Genomic DNA, 21,715 nt, shown 5'->3' on the forward strand with positions numbered 1-21,715 from the left:
CCATTTGATCGAGACCTGACCGATGGCCCGCAAGCCCAAAGCCCCCAAGCGCATCGAGACGCTCACCCACGACGCCGCCACGCGCACGAACATCCCCACCGCGGAGTTCGAGAGCGTCATGGAGGACGCCGACAAGACCCCGATCCGGCTCGCCTACGAGCGGCGCAATCGCGATCTCGATCCGCAGCTCGTCTGGCGCGGCAAGGACGAGCAGGACCTGACCGATCTCGTCGTCACCGCCCCGCCGCTCTTCATCCAGGAGAAGGTCCATCCCAAGGCGCTGATCGACGCGCTGGCGCGGGAGACCAGGAAGGACCGCGCCGACGACGCGGAGGACACGCCGGACCTGTTCGCCGAATTCAACGGGCTCGACGACCCCGAGGCCAAGACGGAGTTCTACGCCCACGCCCAGAACTGGACCAACCGCCTGATCCTGGGCGACAGCCTGCAGGTGATGGCGAGTCTGGCCGAGCGCGAGGGCCTGCGCGGGAAGGTCCAGGCGATCTATCTGGACCCGCCCTACGGCATCAAGTTCAACTCGAACTTCCAGTGGTCGACGACCAGCCGTGATGTGAAAGACGGCAACGCCGACCACATCACCCGCGAGCCCGAGCAGGTGAAGGCCTTCCGCGACACCTGGCGCGACGGCATCCACACCTATCTCTCCTACTTGCGCGACCGGATGACCGTGGCGCGCGACCTCCTCACCGAGTCCGGCTCCATCTTCGTCCAGATCGGCGATGAGAATGTACACCGCGTGCGGGCTCTGATGGATGAGGTGTTTGGGGAGGAGAATTTTGTCGCGCAAATTACTGTGCGAGTAAAAAGCCCACTGTCTGTATCTGATCTTGCTCGTACGACAGATTTTATTATCTGGTATGCAAAAAGCCGAGGTCAGCATAAATTTAGAAAACCGACAAAAGAAAAAAGATTGTCAGAACACCCGGAATTTTCATCCGCGCTCGATGCGGCTGGAATTTCCTATTCCCGAAAAGAAATAGAACATAAAAATACAGAATGGATTCGGTATTATACATCTCAGAATCTTGCCTCATCTGGGTACACGCAATCGTGCACGTATAACTATGCAATTGAGGGAAAGAATTACGGATCCCCCAAGGGGAAGAGCTGGAAAACTCATCTCGACGGAATGAATCGATTAGAAAAAGCGGGGCGACTCCAACCACTGAAAACTAGTCTGAGGTGGCGCTATTTCCACGAAGATGCGCTTAGTGAAGCCATCACTGATATTTGGGGCGATACTTTCGCGGCATCCGATAAAGTATATGTGGTGCAAACGTCTGAATCGGTCATCCAACGCTGCCTGCTCATGACCACCGACCCCGGCGATCTGGTGCTCGATCCGACCTGCGGGTCGGGGACGACGGCCTATGTCGCCGAGCAATGGGGGCGGCGCTGGATCACGATCGACACCAGCCGCGTCGCCCTGGCGCTGGCGCGCGCCCGACTGATGGGCGCGCGCTATCCCTGGTACATCATCAAGGACAGTCCCGAAGGCCTCGAGAAGGAGGCCGAACTCGCCCGCACGCCGCCAAAGGAGACGCCGACCTATGGCGATATCCGCCAAGGCTTCGTCTATGAGCGCGTGCCGCACATCACGCTCAAGGCCATCGCCAACAACGCCGAGATCGACACGATCTGGGAGGAATACCAGCCGGCCGTCGAGGAAGCGCTGAAGGCGCTGAACGCCGCGCTCAAGGGTCACGCAACTCCGTTCAAGGTCGAGACCGGCGGCCGCAAGGGCGAGACGATCGACTTCGCCGCGCCCGACGGCGAGACGGTCGAGCTGCCCTCCGGCGAGCATACGCCGAAGAACGGCTTTCTCGAGTGGGAGGTCCCCCGCGAGGCGCCGGAGGGTGCGGGCTGGCCGCCCGGCGCGCAGCAGGCGCTGGAGCGCTTCTGGGAGGCGCGCATCGCGCGCCAGCAGGAGATCGACAAGTCCATCGCGGCCAACGCCGATCAGGAATATCTCTACGATCGCCCCTACGAGGACAAGTCGCGCGTCCGGGTCGCCGGCCCGTTCACGGTGGAGAGCCTGTCGCCTCACCGCGCGCTGGCGGTGGGCGCCGACGACGAGCTGATCGACCTGGTGGAGGCCGCCGACGGGGAGCGCGCGCCGTCGGTCCGCGAGGAGGACAATTTCGTCTCCGCGATCCTGGAGAATCTCCGCGTCTCCGGCGTCCAGCAGGCGCACAAGGAAGACCGGATCAGCTTCACCGACCTCACGCCCTGGCCGGGCGATCATGTCTGCGCGGAGGGGCGATACGAGGAAGGCGGAACGCGCAAGCGCGCCGGCATCCTGATCGGACCGGAATACGGCACCATCGCGCGGCCGGATCTGGTCGCGGCGGCCCGCGAGGCGGCCGAGGCCGGCTTCGACGTCGTCATCGCCTGCGCCTTCAATTTCGACGCCCACGCCGAGGAGTTCGAGAAGCTGGGCCGCATCCCGGTGCTGAAGGCCCGGATGAACCCGGACCTGCACATGGCCGACGAGCTGAAGACGACGAAGGGCGGCAATCTCTTCGTCGTGTTCGGCGAGCCGGACATCGACCTCGTCCGCCGCGACGACGGCAAGCTGCAGGTCGAGATCAACGGCGTCGACGTGTTCAAGCCGTCCACCGGCAAGGTCGAGAGCTCGGGCCCCGACGGCATCGCGTGCTGGTTCCTCGACGACGACTATGACGAGGAGAGCTTCTTCGTGCGCCACGCCTATTTCCTGGGCGCGGGAACCGATCCCTACAAGGCGCTCAAGACCACGCTGAAGGCCGAGATCGACGAGGACGCCTGGGCGACGCTGAAGTCCAACGTCTCGCGCCCCTTCGATCCGCCCGAAAGCGGCCGCATCGCGGTGAAGGTCATCAACCATCTCGGCGACGAGGTGATGAAGGTGTTCGAGGTTTAGGGGGATGAGCGGAGCGGTGCTTGCCCGTGACGCGGTCCGAAAGTTGCCGCGCACCGATATTCGAATCCCGGAGATGAAGGCGCGTTCGGACGGCGCCCCCCGCTCCAACCCGTTCCGGAAGGGCCAGCCAGTCTCAAGCGCTCGGGTCGAACTTTGGCGGCCTGATCAGCTTGCGAAGCGCGACGGCGATACGGGACGGCTTGGTTTTTTCCTCACCCACTTGGAGCGCCTCGCCGACGCGTTCGGCGACGAAGCGCCGTTCGCCTTCATCGATGGCGAGGGCATGGTGCGCCAGCTCGACCGGGGGACTCTCGGCTCGCTGGTGGCGCTGGGCGGGGCTGATCTGGTCCTCGACGGCGAGGGGCTGATCACGGCGGCGATTCCGCGCCGAAGCCGGCTCGGCCGTCCCATCTTCGAGTTTAGCCCGCAAGACGCGCATGCCCGCGCTCAGCCTGAAATCGACGGCCGCTTCACAGTGCTCGCACGGTCGACCGCCATGCTCGACGGGTCGCCGAACAAAAAGCGTGACCGCCCGCTGCGGGACCAGCTTTTGGAGGAGGGAGTGCTGGCTCCGGCGGGCGATCCGGCGCTGCTTGTTTTTACGAAAGATCACATCTTCTCGAGCCCGAGCGCTGCGGGCGGCGTTGTGAAAGACGGCAATTGCAGCGGGACCGGCGCCTGGAGGCTGGCCTGGCTGGGCGACACGCTCGGCGAATGGCTCGAGCGGACCGACCTCGCTGTCTTTGAAGAGGTTCGATCGGCTGCTGCACCCCTTCCGCCGCTCAAGATCGATCCTGACGCACCTGTAGACGAGCGGCGAAAATGGCAATCGCTTCGCGTGATGCGGCAAGGGGCCCAGGAATTCCGCGAGGCGATGAAGCGGATTTGGGGCGGGGCCTGCGCCGTGACCGGCTGCACGGAACTGGGCACGCTGGATGCGGCCCACATTCACCCTTATGGCGGACCGCATACCAATGATCCGCGCAACGGCCTTCTGCTGAGGGCCGACATACATCGCCTTTTCGACCGTCTGCAGCTGACGTTGGAGCCCGGAGCAGACAGTCTGACGATCAGGGTCGCTCCCGCGGTGACCGATCCGAACTATCGGCGGCTGGATGGTGGTTCAGTGCGGCCGCCAGCGGAACCGTCTGTGGCGCCCGCAAGGGTGTTGCTGGCTGCGCACAATCGCCGGTTCGAAGCGGCGCTGAAGCAGCCGTGATCCAGCGGCGCATATTTCCATCCAGGCGGCGCTATCAGGCATTGATAATTCTCGCACCGTGAGGGACCCTTGCACATCGTATAGGTGTGTTTGTTTTATCGGTTTTCGGGGCGGGCATGTCGTCGAAGCGCGAAGCGCTCAGGAAGCTTCTCCAAGAGCAGTTGCTCAGGCGGAAAGGATCGACCGTCAAGCAACGCCGGCGCCCCATAATCGAAACTTATGCCGACAGGTCATCGTCGGACTCCGAGGAGAGCGACGATACGCTGCTCGCTGCCGGCGGTCTCGAGGGCGTCGAGGTAGAAGGTAGCAGGAGCGGCGCGGCGTCCGCTCTTGCGTGGCGGCCGGTGTCTAAAGCAGCGCCTGAGGCTTTCGAGCAGGAAAATACCAAGGCGGCTGCGGAGGCTGCGGAGGCTGCGGGAGAGGCGGATATCGCTCCGCCACCATTTTCCAAGCCCCCGCTATCACCGCCTGCTGAATCGTCGAAAGACGAGCCGGCCCACCCCCGTCAGCCTTCGCCGGAACCGCCTACCTTCCCTCCATTCGCCAGAGGTCGTCTAGACCCGGCCCGGGCGCGCGAGGAAGCGGTCTACGACGGATTATGCGAACCGGTCGCGGAGGCGGAACCTGATGCGGTTTCATCGCATAGCCGTGAAGTCGCGAAACCTGTCGTGAACGAAGAGCTCGATTCTGAGGCAGGCACAGAGCTACCCGATGAAGCTAATGGCTCATCAATGTCCACGACGCCCCCGTCAGACGAGACGGAAGAGCAGAGCGCGGCCGACCAGGCGGCCCCCTCGGGGCCGAAGATCGCCTCGGATGGCGATGTCGAAGACCGGCTCGAAACAGAGGTGGATCTCGAAGTCGATGGCGGAGAAGACGATCGCTTCCTGTTGGAGGCGGAGGCGATCGACGATAAGGCGGCTTTCGATGATGAGACCGCCATTGATCCGGTCGACGGGCTGGATTCGGTCGCCGCAGCAGACTTCCCCGGACTTTCACAAGACGCTCAGGATCGGCCGGATTGGTCGTCTCTCGCATTCGATGAGTTGGGCGATGATGACGAATCCGACGGAGCGCTTTCTGAGGGATGGGATGACTGGGACGCGCTCGATGAGGATGAGCTTCCTCCTATCGAGCTGAGTGAGCGGGAGTCTGGCGATGACCTATTGCAGGACTTCTCTGATGAAGATGCTCTCAGCCCGGAGGAGATCGCCAGAATTCGGGCGCGCCGATCCGCCTCCGTGGTCGCTGCCGAGCTTGATGTCTCTTCCATGGCCGAACGGGATGAACTCGTTGAACGGCTGGCCCTTGAATTCCAGGGTTTTCCATACCGCTCGACGCGAGAGGCGGTGCTTCGGCTTGTTCCCGAACTGGCGCATCCTCGGGAGCTTTTATCTTGCTTCACGCTTAAACGGATCTGGCGGCAAGAGAGGCGGTTCTGGATCGTGCGGCGCCCCTTCGCGACGGATGGTTGGAGCGCGCGCCCCGAGGGGCGGAATCAGATGTCGTGGCCGCTCGCTCTCGGCCTTGTCCGGGCTTTTCCCGATCTCGATCCCGAAGACCTGCTTTCCACTCTATATGACGAATGGACTTCTTCGCCGGTGTGGCAGGAAGGATCGGACGATTTTGCAACCTTCCTGCGCGAACGGGTTGAAGAAGAGCCGATCAACGTCCCGCTTTCGACTGAAGAGTCGCCGGGTACTGATCAGGAATTACTGCGCATGAATCTCCGCGAACTCCACTGTCCGCCAATTATCGGCTTCCCGGATCGCCAGGGGGTCGAATTGTCACCGGGAGCAGTCCCTCATGGATGAGCAGGTCACCCCGGCGCTCGGAGAAGCGCCACTCGTCAGGGGGTGTTGTGTCAGACGCAAAACTGGCCAACAGAACGAAGAGACTCTCCAAGTTGAAACCTGCTCTCAGGAAACAGGGCGCTGGCGGGCAAAGCTCAAAAGGGTTGGCGCTGATAAGAATTCGATTTGGTGCGACGTCAGCGAGCTAAGCAGTGCGCTGAAACCTGGGCATCGGGTCATTCATATCGGGGCGGCTTTCCATCCGTCACTGGGGGCGGGGACGGTCCAGTCTCTTCGTCGGATCGCTGGGCGGGAACAAGCGCTCGTGCTTTGGGATGCGACGGGTCGGTCCACATATGTCCCGCACGAGCGTCTGGCGCGCGTAAATGAACCGTCTGATTTGTTTCTTTCATCAGCACCCTGTGGGCCGGAAGATGCGGAGCGTTTCATCTTGCGTCTTCTCGGCCATGCGCTTGAAAACTGGAACGCGCTGACGGGCGCTCTCGACCGCCTCGACGTCGATCCGCTGCCCCATCAAATACAGCTGGTTCATCGAATTGTCTCTTCAGGCAATACAAACTGGCTGATCGCCGACGATGTCGGCCTCGGGAAGACGATTGAAACGGGACTTCTGCTCGCCGCGCTGAAGCGGAGCGATCGAGCTCGGCGCATTCTGATTGTGTGCCCGGCAAGCTTGACTCGACAATGGCAACAAGAGCTGCAGTACAAATTCGATCAAATTTTTCAGATTTACGGCTTGGATTTCACCATCCCGGAGCAGCGGCACTGGGACCACTATGATCACGTTATCGCTTCTCTGGACCTGGCCAAGAGGCCGGAGCACTTGGAATGTTTTGTTCAGAGCGGCGAATGGGATGTCGTGATATTCGACGAAGGCCACCGCCTCTCACGGCGCGGTGTGACCGGCGAGCGGACCGAGCGGTACGTTTTCGCCCAGACACTTCGCGCTCAAGCGCGGGGATTCATCGTGCTTACGGCGACGCCGCACCAAGGGGACACAGAGCGCTTCGCGGCATTGCTCGAACTGGTGCGACCTGATTTGCGTCCGCAACTGCACGCGATTGAGGCATATCCCGAGGTCGTACGCGACATCATTTTGAGAAACCGGAAATCGCTGGTTACTGATCAGAACGGCGAGTTCATCTTCAAAGGCCACGTCACCCACCGCATTGCGATTACCCCGACGCCTGAAGTGCGAGACTTTCATCGTGCGCTGACCCGCTACCTGAGGGAAGGTTACAAGGCTGGAGATGAGGCCGGCGGCGCTACAGGACGCGCCATCGGCTTCGTGATGACGACCTTTCGAAAATTAGCGTCCTCCAGCGTTGCGGCTATTGAGGCTGCACTTAAGAGGAGGCTGGGCCGGCTGCACGATGAGGTCGCAGCGACGGTTCTCGACACTCAGACGATTGATGCGATTGACGAAGAAGATACTGACGACAGCCTCGCGGCGGCTCCAGAAATTGGATCTGCTGGCGAATTCTTCGCTTACGAGGCTGAGCAGCTCGAAGCGCTGATTAATAGCTGCAGCGAACTCCGACGCGATGACCCTAAGCTCCGACATTTCATGGAGGAGGTCGTCGCTAAAATTGTCGAGCAAAAACAGAAGCTCCTCATATTTACGGAATACCGCGCTACCCAGAGCTATCTTAAGGAAGCAATCGAACAAGCTTACCCGGGCGCCAAGGTTGCAATGATCAATGGCTCAATGAAGCTCGAAGAGAAACTCGATAACATAGAGTGCTTTGATCGTGACCATGACTTTCTGATTTCGACGGAAGCCGGCGGTGAAGGCCTGAATCTTCACAGGTCATGCCACATTCTGGTGAATTACGACCTTCCGTGGAATCCTACACGGTTGGTTCAGCGTATCGGTCGCCTCTATCGGTACGGACAGAACAAGCAAGTGATCGTTTTCAACCTGCATGCCGAGGATAGTTTCGACAACAAAGCGATCTCGATGATGGTCGACCGGATCACGGCGCTCGTTCGGGACCTGTCACCAGTCGGGGACGAGTTCAACGAAGGCGTCGAGACTGAACTGCTTGGCGAACTTCTCGAGCAGGTTGATATGGGAGCTGTTCTAGAGGGAGGGGCTGCCGCCTCGCCAAATCGTACGCAACGTGAAGTTTCCGAAGCAATTGAACGGGCTCGGAAGGCGGTGGAGCTGCAGCGCGAGATTTTCAGTCATGCCGACGGTTATGATCCGGAGGCGGTCCAGAACTTCACGCGGCTTGGACCACAGCACTTGGAACGTTTTGTAAAGGGGATGTGCCCGTTCCTCGGCATCCGGGTCGAATTGGGATCTGCCGACGGCGAGGTTTTTGTACTCCGACTCCCCGAAGAGCACCGAGGGCGGTATCGCGAGTTCGGAAGTCGGTCGAGAGTCCGGGTCACCTGCCTTCGTGGCAAACGTCGTGCGAAAGACGTTGTCGTGCTCGATGCTGAAACCGACTTTCTGAAGGCGCTCATATCGGCTGCGAAGGACCCGGAGTTCAGCGACGGCTACGCCAATATCCAAACTCCGGGAGCGGAGGGGGTATTGGGGGTGTTTCTGCTGAGGTGGCAGGACGCGACGGGGGAGCCTCTAACCGACGAGCTGGCGACGTTCTTCCTCGATCATACGGGCAAAGTGCGCGCGGAGCCCGGGTTCCTGTCTGAAGTCCTGCTGCGCCCTGGACGAGCCGGTTCGCATCTACCGATTGATCGAGAGCAGCGTCTTGCTGCGCGCGCGGAGCTGCGGAGAAGGGCGGACGACGCGTTAGCGAAGGGTGCAACCACGGACAAGCATCCGAATCTGCGCCTCGCAGTCGGTGTATCTGAGTGCACAGACATCCCAGAATGAATCTTCTCATCGCCGACACGTTCACGTCCAGCCTGGCGAAACTCACTGGCCAGGAGCAGAAGGCTGTGAAGCAGACGGCCTTCGACCTCCAGCTCAACCCCGAGCAACCCTCGCACAGCTTCCACAAGCTGGATCGCGCCAAGGACAAGAATTTCTGGTCGGTGCGCGTTAACCGGGACATCCGGATCATCGTGCACCGGACGAGCCGGAGCCTCCTGCTCGCTTACGTGGACCACCATGACGACGCCTACGCCTGGGCGGAGCGGAGACGGCTGGAGACCCACCCGAAGACCGGCGCGGCTCAGATCGTCGAGGTCCGGGAGCGGGTCGAGGAGGTCACGCCAACTCACTCGGCTACAGCCTCCAAGCCGGGCGAGCCCGATCAACCGCCGCCTTTCAATTGGCTGTCGCGAGACGACCTGCTGAATGTCGGCGTTCCGAGAGACTGGGTTCCAGACGTTCTGGAAGCCAGCGAGGATGAATTTCTGGACCTCGCCGACCACCTGCCCGCCGAAGCCGCGGAAGCGCTCCTGAATTATGTCAGCACCGGCGCGCTGGAGGTTCCGGAACAGATCACGGCGGATGCGAGGACGGTCGCCTACGCGCCGGCATTAGATGCATCGGATGAGCGAGTGCGGGGCGCGGCGACCGAACGAATTGTTGAACCGGAGGCGTTCCAACATCCCGACGCGCAGCGCCGCTTTCGCGTCATGGCGAATGTGGAAGAGCTTGAGCAGGCGCTGGAATACCCGTGGGAGCGATGGACGGTCTTCCTCCATCCCGCCCAGCGCGTCCATGTGGACCGGCGATACGCGGGCCCCGCACGCATCTCCGGCTCGGCCGGAACGGGAAAGACGGTCGTCGCTCTGCATCGCGCCGTCGAATTGGCGCGGGGCGATCTGGACGCCCAAGTTTTGCTGACGACCTTCTCCAAGGGTCTGGCGCACGCGCTCGGCGTGAAGCTCCGGCGCCTGACCGGCGACGCCTCGATCCTCGAGCGAATCCATGTCCGCCCCATCCGACAGGTCGGCTACGACGCCTACGCCGCCAAGTTCGGCCAGCCTCAGATCGCAAGCCCGGCGAGACAACGCGCGTTGATCGCCAAGGCGCGCCATGAGGCGGGCGTCGAGGAATTGAGCGAAGCGTTTCTACTGACCGAATGGCGCGACGTGGTGGACGCCTGGGGGCTGCGCACCTGGGAAGCGTATCGGGATGTGCCGCGCCTCGGACGGAAGACGCGGCTGGGGCCGAAGCAGCGCGAGGCGGCATGGTCGGTGATGGAGGCCTTGCGCGTTCGGTTGAAAGAGGCCGGCCTCGTAACGTGGTCGGACGTCTTTCACCGGGTGATCGAAACGCCGGGCGCCCTGCCGGATTTCCGGCATGCGGTGATCGACGAGGCGCAGGATGTCTCGGTCGCAGAGCTGCGCTTCCTGGCGGCCATGTCCGGGGATCGCGCGGATGGCTTGTTCTTCGCTGGCGATCTCGGCCAGCGCATCTTCCAGGCGCCGTTCTCCTGGCGCTCACTAGGGGTGGACGTCCGGGGTCGGTCTTCCACGCTGCGCGTGAATTACCGGACATCGCATCAGATCCGCACCGCCGCGGACCGGCTTCTCCCGAGCGCCGTTCAGGACGCGGACGGAGATGAAGAGGACCGGCGAGGCACGGTGTCCATCTTCAACGGTCCGCCGCCGCGGCTGGAGATTTTCGAAGATGAGGACGCCGAGATCGACGGCGTCAGCGACTGGCTTAAGGAGCAAACCGCTAGCGGCGTCGCGCCGGAGGAGATCGGCGTGTTCGTTCGAACGGAAACGCAACTCGCCCGGGCGCGTAAGGCAGTGCGGGCGACCGGTCTCGAGCCCGTGGAACTGGATGATGCGATCGTCGGCGAGGCCGGCAAGATCGCGGTCGCGACGATGCACTGGGCCAAGGGACTCGAGTTCAAAGCCGTCGCCGTAATGGCCTGCGACGATGAGGTCATCCCGCTTCAGGAGCGTGTCGAGACGGTCTCCGACGAGTCCGACCTTCTGGAGGTCTACGAGACCGAGCGTCATCTGCTCTATGTCGCCTGCACCCGAGCCCGCGACAGCCTGCTGGTTTCGGGCGTCGATCCGGCGACGGAGTTCTTCGACGATTTTGGGTAGCTTGATTCTACCTCAGCGTTTTCATCGCACTCACAGAAGGCATCCACACGCTTCTCTCGCGCACGGCTTCTCACCCATAGACCCGCTCTCGTTGACTCGATCCGGGGCCCATATACCGTTGGCGTGAGAACACTAAACTTTATGCAATAGAATGCTCGACGCCCAGAAACCCGACCACATCTCCCTCCAGACTCTGCTCGGCCGGCTGCATGACGGGCGCTACGTCGTTCCCGACTTTCAGCGCGATTTCGAGTGGGAGCCGTGGGACATTCGCGAGCTGATCAGCTCGGTCTTCCGCGACTACTACATCGGCTCGCTGCTGTTGTGGAAAGGCAAGCCGGAGAACTTCTCCGCGCTGTCGTGCGAGCCGCTCTACGGGCGGCCCGAAGAGGGGACGCCGGAATACATCGTGCTCGACGGTCAGCAGCGCCTGACGGCTCTGCACTACGCCTTCATCGCGCCGGACATCAATCTGCCCGGCCGCGCCAGCCGCGCGTTTTATTTCGTGCATATCGACCGGCTGATGGACGAGGCCGAGCAGGACGAGGCGTTCAGCTACGACTATGCGAGCCAGCGCGTCCTGAAGCTCCTTGACGACGAGGAGGCGCAGTACGTCCAGCACGTCTTTCCCTGCCGATTGCTGGGTCAGGCCGACATGTTCCCGCTCGTCAGCTGGCTCGACGGATATGAGCGCTACTGGCGGGACCGTGCGGAAGCCGGCGCGGAGACCGACGGCGGCGACGATGATGAGACCGCGGCCGCCAAGGTCCACGTGGAGAATGCGGCGCTCTTCAAGAAGCACGTCCAGGCGATCATAAGCCAGTATCAGATATCGTTCATCGAGCTCGATCGCGACCTGGCGCTCTCGAAGGTTTGCGACATCTTCACCCAGATCAACAGTCGCGGCGTCCAGCTCGACGTGTTCGATCTGATGAATGCGCTCCTGAAGCCGAAGGGGCTGCAGTTGCGTTTCATGTGGCGCGAGGCGCGGGAACGGCTGGCCTTCCCCGACGCGAGGAAGATGAACGTCTACGTGCTGCAGGTGATGTCGATCCTGCGTCAGACCTATTGCTCGCCGCGCTATCTTTACTTCCTTTTGCCCGGCGAGAAGAAGCCGGTTCGCCAGAGCGACGGAAGCCTCGCTCGAGAGGTGCTCGTCGATTCGACCGAGGAGTTCGAGAAGCGTTGGGACCAGGCGGTCAAGGCGCTCGAGCGCACGATCGAGCGTCTGCGCCATCCTCAGGAGTTCGGCGCTGTCTCGCCGCGCTTCATTCCTTATGTCTCGATCCTGCCCGCCTTCGCCGCCCTCCAGGCGCATACCGCCACGCTACCGCCGGAGAAGAAGCTCGGGGCGGAACGCAAGATCCGCCACTGGTACTGGGCCTCGATCTTCCTCAACCGCTATTCCGGCTCGGTGGAGTCCACAAGTGCGCGCGACTTTCTCGATGTCAGAGCCTGGATCGACGACGATCAGGCGCAGCCCGCGCTCATCTCCGAGTTCAACCGGAGCTATCGCAATCTCGATCTGCGCGCGCACACCAAGCCCGGACAGGCGATCTACAACGCGGTCTTCAACCTGTTCGTCCTGGCGGGCGCGCGCGACTGGGTGACTGGCGAGCTGCCCTCACCGAACTCGCTCGACGATCATCATATCGTGCCGAAGAGCTGGGCCTTGGCGAAGGATGCGAGCAGCTCGATCCACACCATCCTCAATCGCTCGCCGCTCAGCCTGGAGACCAACCGCTACGGCGTCGGCGACAAGCTGCCGAATGAATATCTGCCCGCGATGATCGCTGAAAACGGCGAGGATCGGGTCAGGCAGATCCTGGAGAGCCATTTCATCTCGGCCAGGGCGCTCGAGATCCTGCTTCGCGATCCCTTCACGCCCGACGACTACGAGGCGTTCCTCTCCGAACGCCAGCGCACCGTGTTCGAGGCGATCGAGAATCTGGTGGTCAAGGAACGTCTGGATCTGACGCCTGTCATGCGAGAGCTCGACGCAAAGGTGGAGCGAACCGAGATCCGTCTGCGGACGCTCGTGGCCCAACGGCTCGAGGACGACCCGGCGAACCTGCCAGATCATGTGCGCCAGAAGATCAATGAGCGCCTGACGCGCGAGGCGAAGAAGAATCCCGCATTCGACGCCGACGGCTATGAAACCCTGTTGAAGCAGCTCGAGTTCGCCGATCTACGCGAACTGGAGCAGACGATCGTCTCGAAGTCCGCCTGGCCCGCCTTCTCCGAAATCTTTGTGAACAAGGAAACGCTGAGCGGGAAGTTTAACCAGCTGGGCGCGCTCCGGAACGGCATCGCGCACAGCCGCTCGGTCGACGAGGTGACCCGCCAGGAAGGCGACGCCGCGATCAAGTGGTTCGATCAGGTGATCCACCGGTAGGGCCTGGCCGCCACCAAGTGAAGGTCTGGCTGTTCCTGCACGGCGAAGTCTCGCGACGGCGAATCAAGTCGGCGAGTGACAGCCCCCATGGATTCCGTTCTCTGTGGTTCGCGGGATCGATTCCGGCCGCCCAAGCCCGATTCCTTGGACCCCGCGTGGACCCCAGACTTGCATCTTGAGAGGAATTCCGATCGCGCGTCTCAGGCTAAGCGCCTGAAAGTGATGGCTCCCCGGGCCGGACTCGAACCAGCGACCCAGCGGTTAACAGCCGCTTGCTCTACCAACTGAGCTACCGGGGATCACCCCATCCGCGATGGAGGCGAGGTCTTTAGCAACGCCCGCCCGTCGGGGCAAGACGCGTTGTTCAGCCCGCCGCCGCGGAGGCGAAAAAAATCGGGAGCCCGAGGGCTCCCGAAAAGGCATTGGGTGGATGGTGGGGTGTCTTCCGGGGAAGACGTCTTAATAAATAACGATTCGAGGGTTAACGGAGTCCTAACCGCGCCGCGCGGCGGACGGAATTCGGCGAGAAATCTGGCTGAAGCCTTAATCCCGCGGCCGGACTCCGGTCCGGCGATCCCGCGTGCTAGGGTCGGCGCGGACGGGCCGAAAGGAGATGGACCATGTCTCAGACCGCCTCGAAGCGCTGCGCGAGCTACGCCGAGTTCTGGCCGTTCTACCTGCGCGAACACGCCGAGCCGGGCACGCGCCGGCTGCACTATGTCGGCTCGGCCCTGGCGCTGCTCGTCCTCGCATGGGCCATTGTCACGCAGACCTGGTGGGGGCTGCTGCTGGTTCCGGTGTCGGGATACTTCTTCGCCTGGGCGAGCCACGCCTTCGTCGAGCGCAACAAGCCCGCGACCTTCACCCATCCCTGGTGGTCGCTCGTCAGCGACTACCGGATGTTCTTCCTGTGGATGACCGGCCGGCTGGGCCCGGAGCTGGAGAAGGCCGGCGTCGAGAAGCATCCCCACGCCCGGGCCGCCGAGTAGGCGCGATCGGGGAGGGGGAGTTGGAGGCGCCGCCCGGAATCGAACCGGGGTACAAGGATTTGCAGTCCTCTGCGTAACCACTCCGCCACGGCGCCCCCGGGCGGGAAGCGCAATGCTATAGCGGTCCGGCGGCGCGTCCGCAACGCGCGAAGACGGCGACGTGGTCCGCCCCGGCGCCGGACGCATTGCGTCGGCGAAAGCCCGCGCGATATAAGCCCGACGACCCTGCCCGGAGGCCCCGACACCGATGAGCGATTTCGCCAACGCCCGCGCCGCGATGGTCAACAGCCAGGTCCGCGTCGCCGACGTCACCGACCACCGCATCCAGGACGCCATGTCCGAGATCCCGCGCGAGCGATTCGTCCCGCGCTCGAAGGCCGCCCAGGCCTACGCCGACGCCGAGGTGGAGTGCGCTCCCGGCCGGGTCATGCTGCGCCCGCGCGATCTCGCCAAGCTCATCCAGGCCGTTGATGTCGGTCCCGACGAGCTCGTGCTCGATATCGCCTGCGGCCGGGGCTACTCGACCGCCGTGCTCGCCCGCCTGGCCGAGACCGTGGTCGGGCTCGAATCCGAGGAGGCGCTGGTCAAGCGCGCGAGCGAGCGCCTGCCCGATGTCGGCGCCGACAACGCCGTCGTGGTCCGGGGCGATCTCAAGGCCGGCGTGCCCGACCAGGGCCCGTTCGACGTCATCTTCGTCGGCGGCGCGGTCGAGGACGTCCCCGACGCCTGGTTCGACCAGCTCGCCGACGGCGGTCGCCTGGCCGTGATCGTGCGCGAAGGACCCGTCGGCAAGGCGACCGTGTTCACCCGTTCGGGCTCGGCGATCGGCGATCGCGTCCATTTCGACGCCGCGCCGCCGGTGATGCCGGGCTTCGAGCGCGAAGCCGGGTTTGTGTTCTAACGTCGCAGGCCGCTTCAACTTCATTTCTTTCAATGCCCGGACAAGCTATTTTCCCGTTCAGCCGAGCGGTCGGAGGCCCGTGGGACAAATGAAACGCTTTGCAGGGGTCGCCGCGGCGGCCGTCATGCTGTTCGCCGCGGGGCAAGCCGCCCAGGCCCAGAGCCTGGAGGAAACGCTCGCATCGGCCTACCGGTCGAACCCGACGCTGGCCGCCGAGCGCGCGCGCCTGCGCCAGACCGAGGAGGGCTATTTCCAGGCGCGATCCGCCGCGCTGCCCACGGTGTCGGCCGGCGCGCAGGTCAGCGAGAGCGAGCTCTGGGGCGGCGGCAACACCTTCCTGTTCACCGGCCAGACCGGCGAGATCCAGTATTCCGTCTCCGCCCAGCAGGCGCTCTATCGCGGCGGCCGCACTGCGGGGGCGATGAACCAGGCGCTCGCGCGGATCAACGCCGGCCGCGCCGGCCTGCGTTCGACCGAGCACCAGGTGCTCGTCGACGGCGTCGCCGCGCACATGAACGTCATCCGCGACCAGCAAGTGATCGCGATCCGGCGCAATAATGTGGAGGTGCTCGCCGAGCAGCTCCGCGCCGCGCGCGACCGATTCGAGGTCGGCGAGATCACGCGCACCGACGTCGCCCAGGCCGAGGCCCGCCTGTCGGGCGCGCGCGCCCAGCTCGCCGCAGCGCAATCGGCGCTCGCCGCCTCGCGCGCGCAGTACGAGCGCGTGGTCGGGGTGGCGCCCGCCCAGCCCGACGCGCCCGAGCAATTGCCCGCCGTGCCCGAGAGCCTCGACTCGGCGGTCGACGCCGCGCTGGACAACAATCCCGACCTCGTCGCCGCGCAATTTCTCGAGCGCGCCGCCGGCCAGGGCGTGCGCGTGGCGCGCGGCGCGCTGATGCCGGAGGTGGGCCTGAGCGTGCGCGCCTCCGAATCGCGGCCGTCCGACTTCTCGGGCCGCGCGCGCGGCTCGGCCACGGTCGGCGCCCAGCTCTCGATCCCGATCTTCACCGGCGGCCTCAACGGGTCGCGCGTGCGCCAGGCGCTCGCCGCCGAGGACGAGGCGCGCCTGCAGGTCGTCGCCGCCCGGCGACGGGTGGTCGAGGGCGTGACGAATGCGTGGAACAACCTGCTCGCCGCCCAGGCCGTGATCGAATCGAGTCGCGAGGCGGTGCGCGCCAACGAGATCGCCTTCGAGGGCGTCGAGCAGGAGGCCTTCGTCGGCCTGCGCACGACGCTCGACGTGCTGAACGCCGAGCAGGAGCTGCTCAATTCGCGCATCGACCTGGTGCGCGCCGAGCGCGACCTGTACGTGGCGAGCTATGCCCTTCTCCAGGCCATGGGCCGGGTCGGCGCCGGCGATCTCGAGCTGCCGGTCGAGCAGTATGAGGCGGCGTCGCGGTTCGAGGGACGGTGAGGGCCTAACCTCGATTTAACGCCCTCGGCCTAAGTCTGCCGGGACGGGAAGCGGTGCTGGACATCGTTTCGACGCGGCGCCTAACCTTGGCGCACAGACCGTTTCCCCTCGACGGACGAAGGACCCGCCCCCATGGCCCAGCAAAACGCCGAACAGGAACCGACGATGGAGGAGATTCTCGCCTCCATCCGGCGGATCATCAATGAGGACGAGGAAGGCGAGGAGGCCCAGCCCGAGGCCGAAGCCGCCGAGCCGGAACCCGAGCCGGCCCCGGAGCCCGAAGCCGCCGCCGAGCCCGAAGCCGCCGCCGAGCCCGAGCCGACGCCCGAGCCCGAACCGGAACCCGAGCCGGCGCCCGAACCGGAAGCCGCCGCCGAGCCCGAACCCGAGCCTGAGCCGGAACCGGAGCCCGAGACCTCGAACGACGACGTGCTCGAGCTGACTGATCGCGTCGAGGAGGAGGAGGCCGCCGGGACCGACCCGATGGCGATGACCGACGATCTGATGATCGTCGACCGCGAGCAGGACGAGCCCGCGCCCGAACCTGAACCCGCGCCGGAACCCGCCGCCGAGGAAGACGCGCTGCTGGGCGAAAGCCAGGCCGGCGTCGCGTCGGCCGCGTTCGCCGCGCTGTCGGAGAATCTGCGCGTCAGCTCCGGCAACGGCCAGACTCTGGAAGGCATCGTGCGCGAGCTCATGAAGCCGATGCTCAAGCAGTGGCTCGACGAGAACCTGCCGACGATCGTCGAGCAGAAGGTCGAGGAGGAGATCGAGCGGGTCGCGCGCCGCCGGCGCTGATCGCGGTCCGAGCGAGGGGGAATTGAGCGCGAGCGCCGGGCGACCGGCGCTCGCTTGTCTGTGAGGGGATCATGCGCGATCTGGACGCGGCCTGGGAGGAGATCGGACCGTGGCTCGCCGAGCGCGAGGCGCGGCGCGCCGCGGCGCTCAAGCGATTCTGGACCGGGGGCGCGCTCGCCGTCGGAGGCGCGTTCGTCGTCGGCGCGACGCTGTTCGCCTTCGGCCTGCCGACGACGCTCGCCGTCATCGCCGCGGTCCTGCTGGCCGCCGGCGTGACGGCGTGGGCCGCCGCGCCGCTGCAGGCGCTGCGCCGCGAGGTGAAGGTCGGCATGAACACGCGGCTCGCCGCCGCCTTCGACCTGTCCTATGCGCCCAAACCGGCCTGGCCGGCCCGCTTCGAGGCCTTCCGCGATCACGGCCTGATCCCCGGATTCGACCGCCGCAGTTTCGAGGACCATTTCGAGGGCGAGACCCACGGCGCGCGCTTCGAGCTCTACGAGGCCCATCTCGAGGAGAAGCGGCGCTCGAAGAACCGCACCTACTACGTCACCGTCTTCCGCGGCGTGCTCATCCGGATCGCGTTCCCGCGCACGGTCGAGGGCGTCACGCTGGTCACCCGCGACAAGGGCGTGTTCAACGCCTTCGAGAGATTCTTCAAGAAGACCTTCAAGTCGCGCGCGCTCGACCGCATCGGCCTCGTCGATCCGACCTTCGAGGACAAGTTCGAGGTCTACGGCACCGACCAGGTGATGGCGCGCTACCTGCTCACGCCGTCCTTCATGGAGCGGCTGCTTTCGCTCGAGGAGACGCTCGAGGGCAAGAATGTGCGCTGCGTGTTCGACGAGGCGCTCGGCGACGGCGACGGGGAGGGTGAGCTGCTTATCGCCGCCGAGACCGGCAATCGCTTCGAGGCCGGCTCGATGTTCGCCCGGCTCGATCAGCGCGAGCGCGTCGAGCGGCTGCACCGCGAGATCCGCCTCATCGACGAGATCGTCCAGACCCTGCTCGAACCGGCGAAATTCGAGGACGCTTCCTAAAGATCGAACGTCGCCGTGATCGGGGCGTGGTCGGAGGCCTTCTCCGCGCCGCGGGCGTCCCGGTCGATCTCCACCGACTTCAGGCGATCCGCCGCCTGCGGGCTGACCAGCAGGTGGTCGATCCGGATGCCGTGATTCTTCGGCCAGGCGCCGCGCTGATAGTCCCAGAAGGTGTACTGGTCGGCGCGTCCGTCGACCTGCTCGAAGGCGTCGGCCCAGCCCAGCCACTTGATCGCGGAGAAGGCGTCCCGGCTCTCCGGGCGGAACAGCGCGTCGTCGGCCCAGGCCTCGGGATCGTGGACGTCGACCTCGCGCGGGATGACGTTGTAGTCGCCCGCCAGGATCGTCGGCTCCTCGTAGGCCAGCAGCGCGTCGGCGTGGTCCCTGAGGCGCTTCATCCAGGCGAGCTTGTAGTCGAACTTGGGCCCCGGCGCGGGATTGCCGTTGGGCAGGTAGAGGCTCGCCACCCGCGCCGCGCCGCTATCCGTGCCCACGACGCACTCGATATAGCGGGCCTGGTCGTCGTCCTCGCCGCCGGGCAGGGCGCGAAGCGCGACCTCCTCGATCGGGCGCTTCGAGATGAGCGCCACGCCGTTATAGGTCTTCTGGCCGACGGTCTCGACATTGTAGCCGAGGTCCTCGAACGCCTCGCGGGGGAAAGCCTCGTCGAGGCACTTGATCTCCTGCAGGCAGGCGACGTCCGGCCCGTGCGCCTTCAGCCAGTCGGCGACATTGGGCAGGCGCGCCTTGATCGAGTTGACGTTCCAGGAGGCGACAGAGAAGCTCATCGCTCGGTCTCCGACAGAAAGAGCGGGCCGGTGCTATCGTCGAATGCAGGTCATGTCACGCGTCTATCCGTGCTCGCATGGGTGCTGGCGAGCCTGATGGCGGCGGCGTTCGGCCTCACCGTCCTCGCTCTCGCGCTCTCGGTTGGTGGAAGCGCGGCCGGCTCAGAACCCCTCGAACGTCGCGAACTCGTCGACCTCGGCGCGCTCGGCGCGCAGCCGGTTGACCGGGGCGTCGGGATCGGCATGCCCCAGGGCCATGCCGCAATAGACGATGTAGGGCGCCTCGACGCCCAGGACCTTGGCCACGGTGCGCGCCCGCGGCGTCCAGGCCTCCTGCATGCAGGTGGCCAGCCCGCGCGCCTCGGCGGCCAGCGCGATCGCCAGCATGAACATGCCCAGATGCGCCCACTGGCCCGGGCCCATGCGCTCGTCGATCGAGAAGAACAGCCCGACCGGCGCGCCGAAGAACTCGTAATTGCGCATCAGGTGCTCGAGTCGGGCGGCCTTGTCCTCGCGCGGAATGCCGAGGAGGTCGTACATCTGCTCGCCGACGGCGAAGCGCCGCGAGCGATAGGGCTCCCACAGCTTGGGCGGATAGACCGTGAAGTCGCTCTCGTTGCCGAACGGGTCCTCGGCGAGCTTCGCCTTCACCGCGTCGATGACCGCCCGGCGTTTCTCGCCGGCGACGACGTGGACCTTCCAGGGCTGGAGATTGCCGCCCGACGGCGCCCGGCGGGCGTCGTCGAGAATGGCGCGGACCTCGGCCTCGCTGACCGGCGCATCGAGAAAGGCGCGCGTGGAGATGCGCGCGCGCAGCGCTTCGCCGACCTCCATCAGATCGAGAAGCTCGTGCCGCAGCCGCAGGCGGCGACCGCGTTCGGGTTGTGGATCTTGAAGGCGGCCCCGATCAGCTCGTCGACATAGTCGATCTCGGAGTCCTTGAGGAAATCGACGCTGACGGGGTCGACAAGCACAATCGCGCCGTCGCGCTCGATCTTCAGGTCCTCGTCGTCGGCCTCGCCGGCCAGATCGAACTGGTAGGAGAAGCCCGAGCAGCCTCCGCCGACGACGGAGACGCGCAGATAGCGGGCGTTCTGGGCCTCCATGATCTTGCGGATCTGGACCGCGGCGGAGTCCGACAGGGTGATGTTGGGCTGGCTCATCGACGGGCCTTCCGGTTTTCCCTTTGACGCATCATTGGATATATGGACTGCAAGGCCGTCCGGAAAAACCCCTCCGCCGTCCAAGCGATCCGAGCGAGTGTCCGCCATGACGAGCCAGCGCGCGCCCTACGCCTGCGATCCCGCGCGGACGCGCGGGCGGCTGCACCCCCAGGCCGAGAGCGCGATGCGCACGCCGTTCCAGCGCGATCGCGACCGCATCATCCATTCCAGCGCCTTCCGGCGGCTCAAGGAAAAGACGCAGGTCTTCGTCGCCCACGAGGGCGATTACTACCGCACCCGGCTCACCCACTCGCTCGAGGTCGCCCAGATCGCGCGCACGCTCGCCCGCGCGTTGGGCGTCGACGAGGATCTCGCCGAGGCCACGGCGCTGGCTCACGATCTCGGCCATCCCCCGTTCGGTCATTCGGGCGAGGACGCGCTCGCCGAGGCGATGGAGGGCTATGGCGGCTTCGACCACAACGCCCAGACGCTGCGCGTGATCACCAAGCTCGAGACCCGCTATCCCGATTTCGAGGGGCTCAATCTCGCCTGGGAGACGCTCGAGGGCGTGGTCAAGCACAACGGCCCGCTCATCTCGAAGGGCCGCGGCGCGGACGATCTGCCTTGGGCGATCACGGCCTATCCTGACTGGGAGAACCTCGATGTCGCCGACTTCACCTCGGTCGAGGCGCAGATCGCCGCGCTGTCCGACGACATCGCCTACAACAATCACGACATCGACGACGGGCTGCGCTCGGGCCTGCTCACCATCGACCAGCTCGACGACGTCCCGCTGGCCGGCGAGGTGTTCCGTCGCTGCCGCGCGCGTCATCCCGACATCACCCGCGACGTGCTCATCCACGAGGCGGTGCGCGAGCTGATCGGGCTCATGGTCGGCGACGTGCTGGAGGAGACGCGCGGCCGGATCGAAGCCGCCGGCGTCGCCAGTCCGGAGGATGTCCGCGCCCAGGACCGGCCGATGGTCGCCTTCTCCGACGACATGACCGAGAGCCTCGCCGTCCTGCGGCGGTTTCTTTATGCGAACATGTATCTGCACTACAAGGTCAAGCGCATGAAGGAAAAGGGTCGGCGCGTCGTGCGCGACCTGTTCGCGGTCTTCCTCGGCGACCCCGGCCTGCTGCCGACGGAGTTCCAGGCGCGCGCCGACGGCGCCGGGGGCGACGGCACGGCCCGGGTGGCGTGCGACTACATCGCGGGCATGACCGACCGCTTCGCGATCGAGGAGCACCGCAAGATTTTTCATGTGGAAGGCTGGCGCTAGGGGCGC

15 protein-coding genes and 2 tRNA genes are annotated in these 21,715 nt (G+C 64.8%); 12 read left to right on the forward strand and 5 right to left on the reverse strand.

What is annotated here, in order from left to right; all coding sequences use genetic code 11:
• Positions 1 to 22: 22 nt before the first annotated feature.
• The 6 genes from DDZ18_RS10535 (at position 23) to DDZ18_RS10560 (ending at position 13,337) form a co-directional block, all read left to right on the forward strand.
• Positions 23 to 2,923, forward strand: coding sequence for a site-specific DNA-methyltransferase (locus tag DDZ18_RS10535; protein ID WP_109253351.1), 2,901 nt, complete (start codon positions 23 to 25; stop codon positions 2,921 to 2,923).
• Positions 2,924 to 2,927: 4 nt separating this feature from the next.
• Entirely contained in the window at positions 2,928 to 4,142 is a 1,215-nt protein-coding gene (locus tag DDZ18_RS10540) for a DUF4357 domain-containing protein (protein WP_109253352.1), read from the forward strand.
• Positions 4,143 to 4,258: 116 nt separating this feature from the next.
• Complete coding sequence (locus tag DDZ18_RS13780; RefSeq protein ID WP_146190659.1) at positions 4,259 to 5,956, forward strand: hypothetical protein; 1,698 nt, start codon at positions 4,259 to 4,261, stop codon at positions 5,954 to 5,956.
• On the forward strand, positions 5,949 to 8,801 hold the full coding sequence (locus tag DDZ18_RS10550) for a DEAD/DEAH box helicase (RefSeq protein WP_109253354.1): 2,853 nt from the start codon (positions 5,949 to 5,951) through the stop codon (positions 8,799 to 8,801). The genes DDZ18_RS13780 and DDZ18_RS10550 overlap by 8 nt, the downstream gene beginning before the upstream one ends.
• The gene (locus DDZ18_RS10555) at positions 8,798 to 10,942 is read left to right on the forward strand and encodes a 3'-5' exonuclease (RefSeq protein WP_109253355.1); all 2,145 of its coding nucleotides are present in this window, start codon (positions 8,798 to 8,800) and stop codon (positions 10,940 to 10,942) included. Before DDZ18_RS10550 ends, DDZ18_RS10555 begins: the two co-directional genes overlap by 4 nt.
• Positions 10,943 to 11,093: 151 nt before the next feature.
• Positions 11,094 to 13,337, forward strand: a complete 2,244-nt coding sequence (locus DDZ18_RS10560; RefSeq protein WP_109253356.1) for a GmrSD restriction endonuclease domain-containing protein — start codon at positions 11,094 to 11,096, stop codon at positions 13,335 to 13,337.
• A gap of 223 nt (positions 13,338 to 13,560) precedes the next feature.
• Here the strand turns inward: DDZ18_RS10560 and DDZ18_RS10565 are convergent.
• Positions 13,561 to 13,636 (reverse strand) — tRNA-Asn (locus DDZ18_RS10565).
• A 321-nt stretch (positions 13,637 to 13,957) separates the two neighbouring features.
• Here DDZ18_RS10565 and DDZ18_RS10570 point away from each other — a divergent pair.
• On the forward strand, positions 13,958 to 14,326 hold the full coding sequence (locus DDZ18_RS10570; protein ID WP_109253357.1) for a DUF962 domain-containing protein: 369 nt from the start codon (positions 13,958 to 13,960) through the stop codon (positions 14,324 to 14,326).
• Positions 14,327 to 14,347: 21 nt separating this feature from the next.
• Here the strand turns inward: DDZ18_RS10570 and DDZ18_RS10575 are convergent.
• Positions 14,348 to 14,421, reverse strand: a tRNA-Cys gene (locus tag DDZ18_RS10575).
• 152 nt (positions 14,422 to 14,573) lie between these two features.
• Here DDZ18_RS10575 and DDZ18_RS10580 point away from each other — a divergent pair.
• From DDZ18_RS10580 to DDZ18_RS10595, 4 genes are all read left to right on the forward strand, one after another.
• Complete coding sequence (locus DDZ18_RS10580) at positions 14,574 to 15,227, forward strand: protein-L-isoaspartate O-methyltransferase family protein (protein WP_109253358.1); 654 nt, start codon at positions 14,574 to 14,576, stop codon at positions 15,225 to 15,227.
• Between the two features lie 88 nt (positions 15,228 to 15,315).
• Complete coding sequence (locus tag DDZ18_RS10585; protein WP_109253359.1) at positions 15,316 to 16,641, forward strand: TolC family outer membrane protein; 1,326 nt, start codon at positions 15,316 to 15,318, stop codon at positions 16,639 to 16,641.
• Positions 16,642 to 16,773: 132 nt separating this feature from the next.
• Positions 16,774 to 17,439: a DUF2497 domain-containing protein gene (locus tag DDZ18_RS10590; RefSeq protein WP_109253360.1), complete on the forward strand. Its 666-nt coding sequence runs from the start codon at positions 16,774 to 16,776 to the stop codon at positions 17,437 to 17,439.
• Positions 17,440 to 17,510: 71 nt separating this feature from the next.
• The gene (locus DDZ18_RS10595) at positions 17,511 to 18,476 is read left to right on the forward strand and encodes a DUF3137 domain-containing protein (RefSeq protein WP_109253361.1); all 966 of its coding nucleotides are present in this window, start codon (positions 17,511 to 17,513) and stop codon (positions 18,474 to 18,476) included.
• Here DDZ18_RS10595 and xth read toward each other — a convergent pair.
• The 3 genes from xth to erpA all read right to left on the reverse strand — a co-directional run bounded on the left by xth (position 18,473) and on the right by erpA (position 20,427).
• Positions 18,473 to 19,264 carry an exodeoxyribonuclease III gene (xth, locus tag DDZ18_RS10600; protein WP_109253362.1) on the reverse strand — a complete coding sequence of 264 codons (792 nt, stop codon included), beginning with the start codon at positions 19,262 to 19,264 and terminating at the stop codon, positions 18,473 to 18,475. The genes DDZ18_RS10595 and xth overlap by 4 nt on opposite strands.
• Positions 19,265 to 19,426: 162 nt before the next feature.
• Positions 19,427 to 20,098 carry a nitroreductase gene (locus tag DDZ18_RS10605; protein WP_109253363.1) on the reverse strand — a complete coding sequence of 224 codons (672 nt, stop codon included), beginning with the start codon at positions 20,096 to 20,098 and terminating at the stop codon, positions 19,427 to 19,429.
• Complete coding sequence (gene erpA, locus DDZ18_RS10610) at positions 20,098 to 20,427, reverse strand: iron-sulfur cluster insertion protein ErpA (RefSeq protein ID WP_109253364.1); 330 nt, start codon at positions 20,425 to 20,427, stop codon at positions 20,098 to 20,100. The genes DDZ18_RS10605 and erpA overlap by 1 nt, the downstream gene beginning before the upstream one ends.
• A 106-nt stretch (positions 20,428 to 20,533) precedes the next feature.
• On the opposite strand from erpA, the gene DDZ18_RS10615 reads away from it, so the two are divergent.
• Positions 20,534 to 21,709: a deoxyguanosinetriphosphate triphosphohydrolase gene (locus DDZ18_RS10615; RefSeq protein WP_109253365.1), complete on the forward strand. Its 1,176-nt coding sequence runs from the start codon at positions 20,534 to 20,536 to the stop codon at positions 21,707 to 21,709.
• Positions 21,710 to 21,715 lie beyond the last annotated feature (6 nt).

Origin of the sequence: Marinicauda salina (genome assembly GCF_003122085.1) — a bacterium.
Classification (GTDB): domain Bacteria; phylum Pseudomonadota; class Alphaproteobacteria; order Caulobacterales; family Maricaulaceae; genus Maricicauda_A; species Maricicauda_A salina.

What these genes read in the sequence shown, in the direction of transcription:
- DDZ18_RS10595 (WP_109253361.1), top strand. Translation starts at nt 17,511, where the DNA reads ATGCGCGATCTGGACGCGGCCTGGGAGGAGATCGGACCGTGGCTCGCC.
- erpA (WP_109253364.1), bottom strand. Translation starts at nt 20,427, where the DNA reads ATGAGCCAGCCCAACATCACCCTGTCGGACTCCGCCGCGGTCCAGATC.
- DDZ18_RS10580 (WP_109253358.1), top strand. Translation starts at nt 14,574, where the DNA reads ATGAGCGATTTCGCCAACGCCCGCGCCGCGATGGTCAACAGCCAGGTC.
- DDZ18_RS10590 (WP_109253360.1), top strand. Translation starts at nt 16,774, where the DNA reads ATGGCCCAGCAAAACGCCGAACAGGAACCGACGATGGAGGAGATTCTC.
- DDZ18_RS10605 (WP_109253363.1), bottom strand. Translation starts at nt 20,098, where the DNA reads ATGGAGGTCGGCGAAGCGCTGCGCGCGCGCATCTCCACGCGCGCCTTT.
- DDZ18_RS10615 (WP_109253365.1), top strand. Translation starts at nt 20,534, where the DNA reads ATGACGAGCCAGCGCGCGCCCTACGCCTGCGATCCCGCGCGGACGCGC.
- DDZ18_RS10555 (WP_109253355.1), top strand. Translation starts at nt 8,798, where the DNA reads ATGAATCTTCTCATCGCCGACACGTTCACGTCCAGCCTGGCGAAACTC.
- DDZ18_RS10570 (WP_109253357.1), top strand. Translation starts at nt 13,958, where the DNA reads ATGTCTCAGACCGCCTCGAAGCGCTGCGCGAGCTACGCCGAGTTCTGG.
- DDZ18_RS10585 (WP_109253359.1), top strand. Translation starts at nt 15,316, where the DNA reads ATGAAACGCTTTGCAGGGGTCGCCGCGGCGGCCGTCATGCTGTTCGCC.
- DDZ18_RS10550 (WP_109253354.1), top strand. Translation starts at nt 5,949, where the DNA reads ATGGATGAGCAGGTCACCCCGGCGCTCGGAGAAGCGCCACTCGTCAGG.
- DDZ18_RS10560 (WP_109253356.1), top strand. Translation starts at nt 11,094, where the DNA reads ATGCTCGACGCCCAGAAACCCGACCACATCTCCCTCCAGACTCTGCTC.
- xth (WP_109253362.1), bottom strand. Translation starts at nt 19,264, where the DNA reads ATGAGCTTCTCTGTCGCCTCCTGGAACGTCAACTCGATCAAGGCGCGC.
- DDZ18_RS10540 (WP_109253352.1), top strand. Translation starts at nt 2,928, where the DNA reads ATGAGCGGAGCGGTGCTTGCCCGTGACGCGGTCCGAAAGTTGCCGCGC.
- DDZ18_RS13780 (WP_146190659.1), top strand. Translation starts at nt 4,259, where the DNA reads ATGTCGTCGAAGCGCGAAGCGCTCAGGAAGCTTCTCCAAGAGCAGTTG.
- DDZ18_RS10535 (WP_109253351.1), top strand. Translation starts at nt 23, where the DNA reads ATGGCCCGCAAGCCCAAAGCCCCCAAGCGCATCGAGACGCTCACCCAC.